The organism is Aeromonas sp. 602396 (assembly GCF_049173735.1).
GTDB lineage: Bacteria > Pseudomonadota > Gammaproteobacteria > Enterobacterales > Aeromonadaceae > Aeromonas > Aeromonas veronii_A.
In genome coordinates this window covers 156,426-169,084 of the sequence record NZ_JAAKSD010000001.1, presented here as the reverse complement: position 1 = coordinate 169,084, position 12,659 = coordinate 156,426, and the positions used below count along the sequence as shown (strand labels likewise).

General features: G+C 64.1%; 8 protein-coding genes. 1 reads left to right on the top strand and 7 read right to left on the bottom strand.

Annotation, left to right across the window (positions count from 1 at the left end):
• Positions 1–189: 189 nt before the first annotated feature.
• Positions 190–1,206: a lipoate--protein ligase A gene (locus G5229_RS00745; RefSeq protein WP_421208052.1), complete on the bottom strand. Its 1,017-nt coding sequence runs from the start codon at positions 1,204–1,206 to the stop codon at positions 190–192.
• A gap of 430 nt (positions 1,207–1,636) precedes the next feature.
• Here G5229_RS00745 and G5229_RS00740 point away from each other — a divergent pair, with 430 nt between their 5' ends.
• Positions 1,637–4,099, top strand: a complete 2,463-nt coding sequence (locus G5229_RS00740) for a diguanylate cyclase domain-containing protein (protein WP_421208050.1) — start codon at positions 1,637–1,639, stop codon at positions 4,097–4,099.
• A gap of 51 nt (positions 4,100–4,150) precedes the next feature.
• Here G5229_RS00740 and G5229_RS00735 read toward each other — a convergent pair whose 3' ends face one another.
• From G5229_RS00735 to G5229_RS00710, 6 genes are read right to left on the bottom strand one after another with little or no spacing between them, the layout of a single operon-like run.
• Positions 4,151–5,350 (bottom strand): ABC transporter permease, encoded by a 1,200-nt coding sequence (locus G5229_RS00735; RefSeq protein WP_421208048.1) that lies wholly within the window; start codon positions 5,348–5,350, stop codon positions 4,151–4,153.
• Positions 5,350–6,564, bottom strand: a complete 1,215-nt coding sequence (locus G5229_RS00730; protein ID WP_421208046.1) for an ABC transporter permease — start codon at positions 6,562–6,564, stop codon at positions 5,350–5,352. Before G5229_RS00730 ends, G5229_RS00735 begins: the two co-directional genes overlap by 1 nt.
• Complete coding sequence (locus G5229_RS00725; protein ID WP_069554752.1) at positions 6,565–7,254, bottom strand: ABC transporter ATP-binding protein; 690 nt, start codon at positions 7,252–7,254, stop codon at positions 6,565–6,567.
• Entirely contained in the window at positions 7,247–8,386 is a 1,140-nt protein-coding gene (locus G5229_RS00720; RefSeq protein ID WP_421208044.1) for an efflux RND transporter periplasmic adaptor subunit, read from the bottom strand. Before G5229_RS00720 ends, G5229_RS00725 begins: the two co-directional genes overlap by 8 nt.
• A gap of 27 nt (positions 8,387–8,413) precedes the next feature.
• A complete protein-coding gene (locus G5229_RS00715) occupies positions 8,414–11,578 on the bottom strand; it encodes an efflux RND transporter permease subunit (protein WP_421208042.1) in 3,165 nt (1,054 codons plus the stop codon).
• The gene (locus G5229_RS00710; protein WP_421208504.1) at positions 11,571–12,626 is read right to left on the bottom strand and encodes an efflux RND transporter periplasmic adaptor subunit; all 1,056 of its coding nucleotides are present in this window, start codon (positions 12,624–12,626) and stop codon (positions 11,571–11,573) included. Before G5229_RS00710 ends, G5229_RS00715 begins: the two co-directional genes overlap by 8 nt.
• Positions 12,627–12,659 lie beyond the last annotated feature (33 nt).

Here is a 12,659-nt window from a genome sequence, read left to right as displayed (position 1 = left end):
GCCGTTATACCCCTGTACCAGCGGGGCCGACAGTGACAATATCTAATGGCCTACCCTACTTTTTGTCATGTATCAGCCATCACAAGGGCTGGCAAAAAGGCGCCTTTGAGGCGCCTCTTTATATTTCGTGATCTTGCTCCCATCCTGGCTGACAGAGCCCTCACTATCGAACCGCCATCAGCGCAGCCCTCAACGCAGGGAGGCCAACAGCCACTCGGCAAACTCCGCCAGCTCGCCCTGCTGTTGCGGAAAGGCCGCCAGCCAGGAGTGCAGGCGCGCGGCAACCGCCTCCGGTCGATAGCCGCAACCCGCCAGTTCGGCTGCCAGCAGATCAAACGGGGCCGGCTCCAGAGTATCGCTAAAGAGCTGCGCCCGAGTGATGACCCCTTTCTCCACATCAAAGTGCAACTCAACCCCACCCCAGCTGAACCGCTCCTCCAGCAGATGGCTGAACGCCGGAGCATGGCCATAGTTCCACTCCCAGCTGCGCTGGCGAGCGAAGGTCTCGGCAAAACCGGGCAGATCGGGCATCTGCTCCGGGGAGATATGCTCGGGCTCAACTCGCGCGCCGTAATGGTGGAAAAAGGCCTCGGCAAGCGCCTCGCTCACCTGTCGATGGTCGATCCCCGGCAGCAGTTCGCACAGATTGGCCACCCGGCTGCGCACCGAGCTGATCCCCTTGGCCGCCAGCTTCTTGGGGTCGGGGTTGAGGTAGTTGGCAAGGCGGCCGAGATCGGCGTCCAGCAGCAGGGTGCCGTGGTGAAACCCGCGATCCAGAGTCTCCCGATAGGCCGACCCCGATACCTTGCGCTCCCCGTCCGGGGTGGCCACCAGCAGATCGTTGCGACCGGAGGCAAACGCCTCGATCCCCAATCGCTTGAGCCCGTCCAGCACGATGGCGGTGGAGACGCTCTTGTCATACTCCGGCTTGCCCGCCATGAAGGTGAAGCAGCTGTTGCCAAGGTCGTGGAACACGGCGCCGCCACCGCTGCTGCGACGCGCCAGGGTGACCCCGTCTTCTTCCATGCGGCGGGTGTTGCACTCCTTCCACGGATTCTGGGCACGACCGATCACCACGGTATTGGCGTTGCGCCAGAGGAACAGCACCCGCTGACCGGGGTCCATCTGGCGGAAGATGCACTCCTCAACGGCCAGATTGAACAGGGGATCGTGAGAGTCGGAGACAAGCAGACGCAAGCGGGACATAAAAAGACCTTATCCGGAACTGGGGGCAGCATGATAACACTGACGGGGTATCATCACTGAGCCATCGCACATTAACCGGTGCGCAGCAGCCGCGATACATTTGCGTCACACCTGACTGCCCCATAAAAGTGTCTATTGATATAACGACACAGCTTGACGTGCAACCACGGAAAAAATGCAGTCAAGCCACAATGACAGCAATAAAAACGGGAAAAAGTGGCTAGAATGCGACCACTTCGATAGGCCATATGACTCTCTTATTGGTCACATAACTTGCAAAAAAGCGGCATGTATCCATCCCGTGTGATGAACGACACAAAAATGACTTTCCAACCCCCCTATACCCGATTGCAAACGCCTTTTCTCCCCTTGCAGGTTACACAAAATTGCTTGAATCTAGCCTAGACACCGCTCCCGAGAGAAACGTTGTATGACGGAGAACGCAGCCCCCCGCCAGCCCCTCAGCTGGTTTATGCCAATGCTGGTCAGTATGGTCATCGCGACCCTGACCTCTCCCCCCGTGCGAGCCGGCGAGCAGGTCATCGTCCAGTTGCCGTGGCAACACCAGTTCCAGTTTGCCGGTTACTACGCGGCCATCGCCAAAGGGTTTTATCGGGAGGCCGGTCTGCATGTCACCCTGCGCGAAGCGGACTCCCGCACCGATGTGGTCAGCGAGGTGATCTCGGGAAAGGCCCAGTTTGGCATCAGCGGCAGTGACCTGCTGCTGGATCGGGCTGCCGGTCGCCCGGTGGTGGTGCTCGCCGCCCTGCTGCAGCACTCGCCGCTGGTTTTGCTCACGCTGGATCGGCCAGATATTCGCAACCCGGCCGATCTGGCCAACAAGCGACTGATGCTGGAGCCTGGCTCCAACGAGCTGCTGACCTACCTTTCTCACCAGACCCGCAGCCGCGACTGGGTCACCCTTCCCTACAAACAGGGGATAGAGGCACTGCTGGCGGGCAAGGTGGATGCCATCAGCGCCTACAGCACTACCGAGCCCTTCTATCTGCAGCAAAGAGGCATCCCCTATCGGGTCTTCAGCCCGCGCACCATCGACTTTGACTTCTACGGCGACAACCTGTTTACCTCCGAGCGGGAGCTGATCACCCGACAGGATCGGGTCTACGCCTTCCAGCAGGCCAGCCTCAAGGGGTGGCGCTATGCGATGGACCACCCCGAAGAGATGATCAACCTCATCATGGAGCAGTACCCGACCGGGGCTGGCCGTGAACAGCTGGAGTTCGAGGCTCGTGAAACCAGAGAGCTGATGCAGCCGGATCTGATCGAACCTGGCTACATGCAGCAGGAGCGCTGGCTGCAGATCGCCAAAACCTATCTGGAGGCGGGCATGCTCACGGTATTGCCCAACCTCGACCGCTTTATCTACGACCCGGCGCAGGAGCGGCTGCGCCAGCAACGGCAGCTGCTCGACAAGAGCGTGGCGGTGGCCATGCTAATCACCTTTACCCTGATGACCCTGCTCGGCATCTTCTTGCACCTCTATCTGCGCCTGCGCCAGGAGGCGCGGGATCGCCAGCGGCTGACCCGTGAACTGGCCCAGAGCGAGCAGCACTATCGCTTCGTGGCGGAGAACAGCGCCGATGTGATCTGGACCATGGATGCCGCCAGCTTGCGCTTTCGCTATGTCAGCCCGGCCATCGCCCCTCTGAGCGGCTACGAAGCCCCCGAGTTGTTTGCCCTGCCCCTCAAACAGCTGCTGCCGGATGCTTCAAGGCAGCTGCTGCGCGAGGAGATCTCTGCCACCCTGGAGGCCTGGCAGCGGGGAGAACATGACCAGACTCGCCGGGTCATTCGCACCCAGTTGCGCCACAAGGATGGCCATCTGGTGGCGACCGAGACCATCACCACCCTCCATGGCAACCACAATGCCCAGCCGGAGGCGATCCTCGGGGTCACCCGGGATATCACCGAGCGGGCAGCGCGGGAGGAGATGATGCGCCGCCTCGCCTTCTACGATCCCCTCACCGGGCTGCCCAATCGCCGCTTGCTGCAGCAACGGCTCAAGGAGCTGATGGAGCAGGAGACGCCCCGTCCGCTGGCATTGATGTTTATCGATCTCGATCACTTCAAGCCGATCAACGACACCTTCGGCCATGAGACCGGGGATACTCTGCTCAATATGGTGGCCGAGCGGATGAGCCACTGCGTGCGCAAACAGGATCTGGTGGCACGGCTGGGGGGCGACGAGTTCGTTATCTTGCTGCCGGAGAGTGGCGACGAAGTGCTGGCGGTGGCCGACAAGCTGCACCAGCAGCTGCGCCATCCGTTCCAGCTGGAGGGGCAGGAGCTGCTTATCTCCAGCAGTATCGGGCTGGCGCTCTATCCCGAGCACGGGGAGGATGCCAAAACCCTGATGCACCACGCCGATCAGGCCATGTATCAGGCGAAGAATCGCGGCCGCGGCCGGGTCTGCCTCTATACCGAGGGCCTTGATCCCGAGCAGGGCGCCCTGCTGTGGCAACCCGGCCACGAGTGCGGTCACCCGCGCATCGATGCCGAGCATCGCCAGCTCTTCGTACTGACCAACCGGCTGCTGGAGCGGATGAAAGATCAGCGCGAGGATCCGGCCCCGTTTCTGGAGAGTCTGGAGAGTCTGTTCGACATGGCCCGCCACCACTTCGCCTTTGAAGAGCAGATGCTGGCGGAGATAGACTATCGGGAACTCGTCAGCCACCGTCAGGATCACCAGCGCCTGCTCAACAAAGCAAGCCAACTACTGCACGCTGCCAAAGCGGGGACACTGGGCAACGACGAGCTGCTCAACTTCATCATTCAGGAGCTGGTAGTCGGCCACATGAGTCAGGCGGATCGCCGCTACTTCCCCCTGTTCAGATCTGAGCGCAGCCTGTCGGTTGCGGAGGTGGTCGCCTAGTCCCCCCCTGTTCAGACCCGAGCGTAACGAGCCTCTTGCGAAAGGGGCGGCCTAGTCACCACGCAGGGCCACCACGGGGTCGAGACGCACTGCCCGCAGTGCAGGAGCGACCCCGGCCAGCAGACCCACCAGAGCGCTGCAACCGAGCGCCAGCAGCAGATAGAGAGGATGGAGGGTGAGCGGCAAGCCGGCCGCCAGCAGGGTGAGCAGTAGCTTGAGCCCCCCGAGCAGGGCCAGTCCCATGGCCCCGCCCAGCAGCGCCAACACCACGGCTTCGAGCAGGAACAACAATAGAATGCGCCGCCGTGGGCAACCCAACGCCATCAGCAAGCCCACTTCAGGGATCCGCTCCTGCTGGGCGATGCTCATGATGCTGAAGATGCCGACCGCCCCGATCAGCAGCGAGATAATGCCGAGCCCGCCAACCGCCAGCTTGATGATGGAGAGGATCTTGTCGAGGCTGGTCAGCATGTCCTGCTGGGAGGTGAGGGTGAAGTCCTCGGCGCCGTGGCGGGCGATCAGCACCCGCCGGATCTGGGCGGTGATATCGGCCTCCATCTGCCCGGCGCGATAGATGACGTCGATCTCCTGCAGCCCCTCCTTGTTGAACAGCGCCTGGGCGTGAGCGGCGGGCAGATAGATCATGTCGTCCAGATCAAAGCCTAGAAATTGCCCCTTGGGCGCCAGCACCCCGGCCACCCGAAAACGGCGATCACCGGCCCGCAGCAGACTCCCCGGCCCATCGCCGCCGGGAAACAGCTCAGCCGCCACCTTGGCCCCCAGCACCGCATAGGCGCGGGGCATGGCACTGTCGTCCGCAGGCAGAAAACGTCCCTGCACCAGGGTGAGTCGCCAGCCGGAGAGCGCCGCCGAGCCTGTGCCCAGAATGGCGGTGCTGCGGGTGAGCCCGCGGCTGCGCACCTCCCCCTGCCCCTGCACCACAGGAAGCGCCGCCTCTACCCCTGCCAATCTGGCGAGGGCATCGGCATCCTCCAGCAGCAGAGGACGGCTGCTGGAGAGGATGCCGGGCGGGCCGCCTGCGGTTTCGGTCTTGCCCGGGGTCACGGCGATCAACCGGGTGCCAAATTGGGAGAAGCTGTCGAGCAGATAGAGCCTGAGCCCCTCGCCGATGCCGGTGAGCAGGGTCACCGAGGCGATCCCGATGGCGATGCCGAGCGCCGACAGCAGACTGCGGCTGCGCCCCGCCAGCAAGGCGCGCCAGAGCCAGAACAGCAGATCGGCGGCGCGCATCAGCCACCGCTCCACTGCCCGCTGCGCAGGCTGCTGACCGGATCTTGCCGTGCCGCCCGGGAGGCGGGCAGCCAGCTAAAAAACAGCCCGGTCAGCAGGGCCGCCGGTATGGTGCAGAGGGTCGCGAGCAGAGGGACTGCCGCCGGAAATCCGGGCCAAATCACCCCGGCGAGGGCAACCAGGGCATAGCCCAACACAGTGCCAAACAGCGCGCCACTGCCGCTCAGCAGCAGCGCCTCCCACAAAAACAGCTGGCGGATCTGGCGACTGTCGGCCCCCAGCGCCTTGAGCAGGCCGATCTCGCCGGTGCGCTGGCGGGTGCTGATCAGCGCCAGATTCATCATCATGATGCCGGAGACCAGCAGGCTGATGGCGCCGATGCCGGCAACGGCCAAGGTGAGGGTCGAGAGAATGGTGGAGAAGGTAGCCAACATGGCGTCGCGACGCACCACGGTCACATCGAGTACCCCGTGGCGCCCCTGCATCAGCTGCTCCAGTCGCTTGACCAGCGGCGGCACGGCTTGCCCCGCCAGCGGCTGGATCAGCAGCCGAAACAGCCCCTCGGTGTTAAACAGCCGCATGGCGCTACCGACCGGGATCAGCGCGGCTTCCGCCATGTCCATCCCCAGATTGCTGCTCTGGCTGGTGAAGACCCCCACCACCCGAAAGCGGCGATTGTCAAAACGCAGCCACTGGCCGACCGGATCGGCCTGACCGAACAGCTCACGGGCCACCTTGGCCCCGAGCAGGACGGCCGGTCGATCCTCTGCGGCATCCCCCGGCAGCCAGCGGCCGGAGAGCAGTTCCAGCCCATGGGTATCGCGCAGCCCGTTGCTGCTGCCAAGCAGCATGGTCTGACGCAACCGCGCCCCCTGTTTGGCCTCGGCAAAGCCCATCACCAGCGGCACCAGCCGCACGTTTGGCTGGTGCTGGCCAAGGTAGTGCATGTCATCGAGGGTGATCTGCCGCAGACTGTTGCCGGTGACCGGCGGCAGCCCGCCGGTGGTCTCCTTGCGGCCCGGGAACATCACCAGCAGATCCTTGCCAAGGGAACTGAACTGGTCGGCCACATAGCGCCTCGCCCCCTCCCCCAGCGCGGTGAGCAGCAGCACCGAGGTGACGCTCAGACTCACCGCCAGGATCAAGACCAGCGCCCGTGAGCGCTGGCGCAGCAGGGCCACGGCGGCAAAGCGGATCACATCGGGGCGCCGCATTCAGCCACCGCCGCTATCAATGTTGATGCGGCCATCGTTCATCAGGATCCGCCTGCCCGCCCGATCACCGAGGCGCGGGTCGTGGGTTACCACCACCAGCGTGATCCCCTGCTCCCGGTTGAGCTCCTCCAGCAGGGTAATCACCTCCTCCCCGGAGCGGGAGTCGAGATTGCCGGTGGGCTCGTCGGCCAGGATCAGCCGCGGCGCCATTGCCATGGCCCGGGCGATGGCTACCCGCTGACGCTGACCGCCGGAAAGCTCGGCAGGGCGGTGTCCGGCCCGGTTCTCCAGCCCCAGCTCCCCCAGCAACTGCTGGCTTCGGCGATGGCGCTCGGCGGGGGCGATCCCGCACAGCATCAGCGGCAGCTCGACGTTTTCACGGGCGGTGAGGCGGGAGATGAGGTGAAACGACTGGAACACAAAGCCGATGCGATGACCGCGCAGCTGGGCCAGCGCCGGCTCTGACAGGGTGGCGGTATCCTCCCCTCCCAGCCAGTAACGCCCCTCATCGGGCCGATCCAGCAGCCCCAGCACATTGAGCAGGGTCGATTTGCCGGATCCCGAGGGGCCCATCACCGCCAGATACTCCCCCTCGGCAACCCGCAGGGAAACGCGGTCGAGGGCAGCCACTTCGCTCCCCCCCAGAGTGAAACGACGGCTGACGGCATCAAGGCGAATGAGATCACTCATCCGTCTGCTCCGTGGCGGCGCTGAAAGGGCCCTCCCCGACAATCTGTCCGGGCTGGGCAGCCAGCCGATCGCCGGTAGCGAGCCCCTCGGCCACCTCAATCCAGTTCCAGTTCTCCACGCCCCAGCGGGGCACCACCCGCACCAGCTTATCCCCTTCCAGCCGCAGCACACTGCCATCGTCGGCCCGGCTGCTGGCCGCTACCCGCAGCACATCGGTGGCGCGGGTCACCTCGACCTCAAGGTCGGCACTGTAGCCAATAAGCAGGGGCACATCGGTGGGCAGGGCAGTGAGCGCTGCCTCCACCTCCACGGTGCGGGCCTGCTTCTCCAGCTCCTTCACATAGGGGGCGATGCGGGTGACTGTGGCGGCAAAATCGCGCCCGGGCATGGCATCGAGCAGTACCCGGGCAGACTGGCCCACCTTGAGGCGGGCAGCATCCACCTCATCGATGGGGGCTGAAACATAGAGACAGCGATCGTCGATAAGATCGATAACCGGGGGCATGGCCACTCCGGGCGGTGAGGGGGTCATGTATTCGCCCAGCTTGCTGTTGACCTCCGCCACCACTCCGGCAAACGGCGCCAGCAGGCGACGCTCGCTCAAGCGGGCATCCACCTGGGCGACCTGCGCCTCGTCAACCCGCTCCTGCTGACGGGATGCCTGACAGACATAGCGGCGGGTATCGGCCAGATTCTGGGCCTGCTCGGCGAGGGTGCGGGAGGTGAGGTTTTTGGCCAGCAAGGTGGTCAGCCGGTTGGCCTCCCGCTCGTAGTAGGCCGCCTCGCTGCAACGCTCCTCGCGCTGGGTCTTGCCAAGGGCCTGCTGGGCACGGGCACGGGCAAGATCGGCGTGAATGTCGTCACTCCAGAGGGTCAGCAGCAGATCTCCCTGCGCCACCCGCTCCCCAGCCTTGACGGCGATCTGCTCCACCACGCCGCCTCCGGGCAGACTGAGTCCGGCCCGCTGACACGACTTGATGGTGCCAGCCCGGGTGTTGACCACAGTGACCAGCACATCCCCCCGCCCGACCTCAGCCAGCCTGATCGGCGTCGGCTGCGGTCGCCACCACCATGCTGCCGCAGCCACCGCTACCACGGCGCCACTTCCCCACCACAACCAACCTCTCTTCATCGCGCATCCTTTCGCTAGTGACTCCCGTCATGAGCGTCGGGAGAGCAGGGCATAATAGAGCAAGGGTATCACCACCAGGGTGAGCAAAGTGGAGACCAGGATCCCGAAAATCAGGCTGATGGCCAGTCCGTTGAAGATGGGATCATCGAGGATAAACAGAGCCCCGATCATCGCCGCCAGCGCCGTCAGCATGATGGGTTTGGCCCGCACCTGCGCCGCTTCGATCACCGCCTGCTCGAACGCCACTCCGGCGCTGCGCTGCTGCTCGATAAAGTCCACCAGCAGGATGCTGTTGCGTACGATGATCCCGGCCAGGGCGATCATCCCGATCATCGAGGTGGCGGTAAACTGGGCCCCCAGCAGGGCGTGGCCCGGCATCACCCCTATGATGGTGAGCGGAATGGGAGCCATGATGATGAGTGGCACCAGATAGGAGCGGAACTGGGCCACCACCAGCAGGTAGATGAGGATCATCCCCACCCCGTAGGCAATCCCCATGTCGCGGAAGGTCTCGTAGGTGATCTTCCACTCCCCGTCCCACAACAGCGCCACCTCTCCCAGTTTATCCGGCTGCTGTACGTAATATTGGGGCAGGTCGATATCGGCACCGGCGGCAAACATGCCGTAGAGCGGGCTGTCAGTATGGCCACCCATGTCGGCCACCACCATCACCATGGGCTGCATGTTCTTGTGCATGATATAGCTGGGGGCCACCTCATCACGGCGACTCACCAGCTCGGAGACCCGCACCAACTGGCCGCTCTGGCTGCGCACCTTGAGGGCCAGTACGCCCGCCAGATCCCGTTTGTCACCGGGTGCCAGTTCGATGCGGATCGGCACCGGATACTTGGCGCCGTGACCCTGCAGCCAGCTAGCATCCTGATAACCCACCCCGCCATTGAGGGTGTTCACCAGATCCCCGAGATCGACCCCGAGCAGGGCCGCCTTGCTGCGATCCACCACCAGCCGCCACTTGGGCTGCGGGTCGGTCAGATAGATATCCACATCCACCAGATCCGCCGTGGCCACAAAACGGGCCTGTACGGCGCGAGCCGCCGCTTCACGGGCGGCAGGCGTCGGGCCATACACTTCTGCGACTATGGGAGACCAGACAGGTGGGCCGGGCGGCACCTCAACGACTTTCAGGTTGCCCCCTGCCGCACTGGCGATGGCCTGCAGCGGCTCCCGAACCGACTGGGCAATCTGGTGACTGCTGCGATCCCGCTCATGCTTGTCCACCAGATTGACCTGAATATCCCCCACGTTGGCGCCGCTGCGGATAAAGTAGTGGCGCACCAGGCCATTGAAGTTGATGGGGGCAGCGGTACCGGCATAGACCTGGTAATCCTTCACCTCCTCCACCTTGGCAAGCTCCCGCCCGACCGCCAGCAGGGTGCGCTCGGTCTGCTCCAGGGTCGCCCCCTCCGGCATATCGAGCACCAGCTGGAACTCCGACTTGTTGTCAAAAGGGAGCATCTTGAGCACCACCCACTGCACCACCGGCATGGCGGTGGCGGCCCCGACCAGCAGCAACACCACCAGCCAGAGTTTGCGTCTGGCGCGCTTGGCGCCATCACCGATCAGGAAAGGAGTCATCAGCCGGTGAAAAAGACCTGCCTTGGCCTCGCCGTGGGCACCGTGCACCTCCCCCTTGAGCAAATGGCTCGCCAGCCAGGGGGAGAAGATAAAAGCCACCAGCAGGGAGATGAGCATCCCCATGCTGGCATTGATGGGGATGGGGCTCATGTAAGGGCCCATCAGACCGCTGACAAAGGCCATCGGCAGCAGGGCCGCGATCACGGTCAGGGTCGCCAGTATGGTCGGCCCCCCTACCTCATCAACCGCCCCCGGAATAAGCTCCTTGAGCGCCCCCTTGCCCAGACCGCGATGGCGGTGGATGTTCTCCACCACGACTATGGCGTCATCCACCAGAATGCCGATGGAGAAGATCAGCGCAAACAGCGACACCCGGTTGAGGGTAAAGCCCCAGGCCCAGCTGGCAAACAGGGTCAGCGCCAGGGTGATGACGATGGCAACGCCAACTACCAGCGCCTCGCGCCAACCCATGCTCACCAGTACCAGCAGCACCACCGCCGTGGTGGCAAAAATCAGCTTGCCGATCAGGGTGTTGGATTTGGTCTCGGCGGTGACGCCGTAGTCCCGGGTCACCGTCACCTCGACTCCTGCCGGGATAAGCCGGTTCTGCAAACTCTCGACCCGCGCCTCCACCCGCTTGGCCACATCGACCGCGTTCTGGCCCGGCTGCTTGCCGATGGCCAGGGTCACCGCCGGATAACTGGCTTGCCCCATCCCCATCCAGCTGCGCTTGGTCGGGGTCTCCTGACCCAGAGAGACCCTGGCCACCTCCCCCAGATAGACCGGCTTGCCGTCGTGCAGCCCCACTACCAGCTCGCGGGCCTGCTGCTCGTTTTGCAGGAACTGCCCCACCTGCACCTTGATCTCCCGGTTATCTTGCTCGATGGCCTGTGTCGGGCCCACCTGATTGGCGGCCGCCAGTCGCTGGCTCAGATCGCCCCAGCTGATGCCGTGGGCGCTAAGGGCCGCCGGATCCGGCATCACCCGCAACAAGGCACTCTGGCTGCCCAGCGTGTAAATATCGCGGGTACCGGGAATGCGCTTGAGTTCGGTCTCCAGCTCATGGGCGACCCGGGTCAGCTCGGGTGCCCCCAGTTGCTTGCTCCCCTCTTTACTCCATAAGGTCAGACTGACGATGGGGACATCATCGATCCCCCGGGGTTTCACCAGTGGCTGACCGACTCCAATCCCCTGTGGCAGCCAATCGCGGTTGGAGTCGAGCTGGTTGTTGAGATCGACGATGGCCTGCTCGCGGCTCACCCCTACCTTGAACACCACCACCAGCAGGGCGCCATCGGGTTGGGAAAAAGAGTAGAGGGTATCAATGCCCTTTATTTTGGAGACCACCTGCTCGGCAGGGGTGGTGACGAGAGAGGCCACTTCAGCCGGAGTGGCTCCCGGGAAGGGAATGTAGACATCGGCGAAGGTGACATCGATCTGCGGCTCCTCCTCCTTGGGGGTCACCAGCACCGCAAACAGGCCGAGCAACAGCCCCACCAGCGCCAGCAGCGGGGTGATGGCCGAGCCCTGAAACAGCGCAGCCAGCCGACCGGCAGGCCCCAGCCTCTCCTTGTTGCCGTTCAGCTCGCTACTCATGAGCCACCTCCTGCTGCTGCGCCCAGGCATCGGGGGCCAGTTTGTCACCGGCTTGCAGCCCGGCCAGGATCTCGCACTGTCCCTCGACGCAATGGCCGACCCGCACTGGTGTCAGGGCCCAGCCAGCGGGTTGCTGCAGATAGATGCCGTTGAACTCCCCTTGCCGCAGCAGGGCGCGATCCGGCACCTGCAACACCTGACGTTCACCCTGCTTGAGCTGCACCTTGAGCCACATGCCGGGCAATACCCCGGCGGTTTGCGGCGGCAAGTCGAGGCGCAACCTGAAGGCGTGGCTCTGGCTGTCGGCATAGTTGAAGCGGGTCAATTTGACCGGGGTAACAGACTTGCCATCCGGCAGCAGCACCTGCACATCCGCAGGCTCACGAGCCAGCGTCAGGGCGGATTGGGGCAACTCCACCTCCACCCGCAAGGTGTCGAGAGAGAAGCCGGAGAGCAGCGGGGTACCGGGGGCGACAGTCTCCCCCAGCTCTACCAGCCTCTTGGTCACTACCCCGGCATAGGGAGCCAGAATGCGGGTATAACCGTAGGCCTCGCGGGCTTGAGTGAGAGCCGCATCGGCAGCATTCACCTCGGCGCGAGCGGCGCGATCAGTCGCCTGGGCATTATCGAGCTGGGCGCGGGTGATCACCCCCTTGGCAATCAGCGCCTGAAAACGGGCAAGCTGGCGCTCGGCTTCCACTTGCTGGGCCTGTGCCCGGGCCAGCCGCGCCTCGGCCCCCGTGACGGCGGCAAACTGCTCTTTGCCGCTGATCTCCAGCAGCGGTTGCCCCGCCTGCACCTGATCGTTCACATCCACCAGCATGCGGGAGACCCGGCCGCTGGTCTGGGCCGCCACCGTCCCCTGATTGATGGCACTGACGGTGCCATCCAGCGTCAGCCAGTCGGTCACCGGCTGTGGCGCCACTGTCAACAGGGGCTTTGGCTCCCCGTCTGCGGCAAGGGCCCGGGGGGATGTCATGGCCTGCGATGTCATGGCCTGCGATGTCATCACCAGCAAGATGATCCCTAGCAACCGGATCTTTTCCATCATTACTCTCCTTCCCTGGCATCATCAGTCACT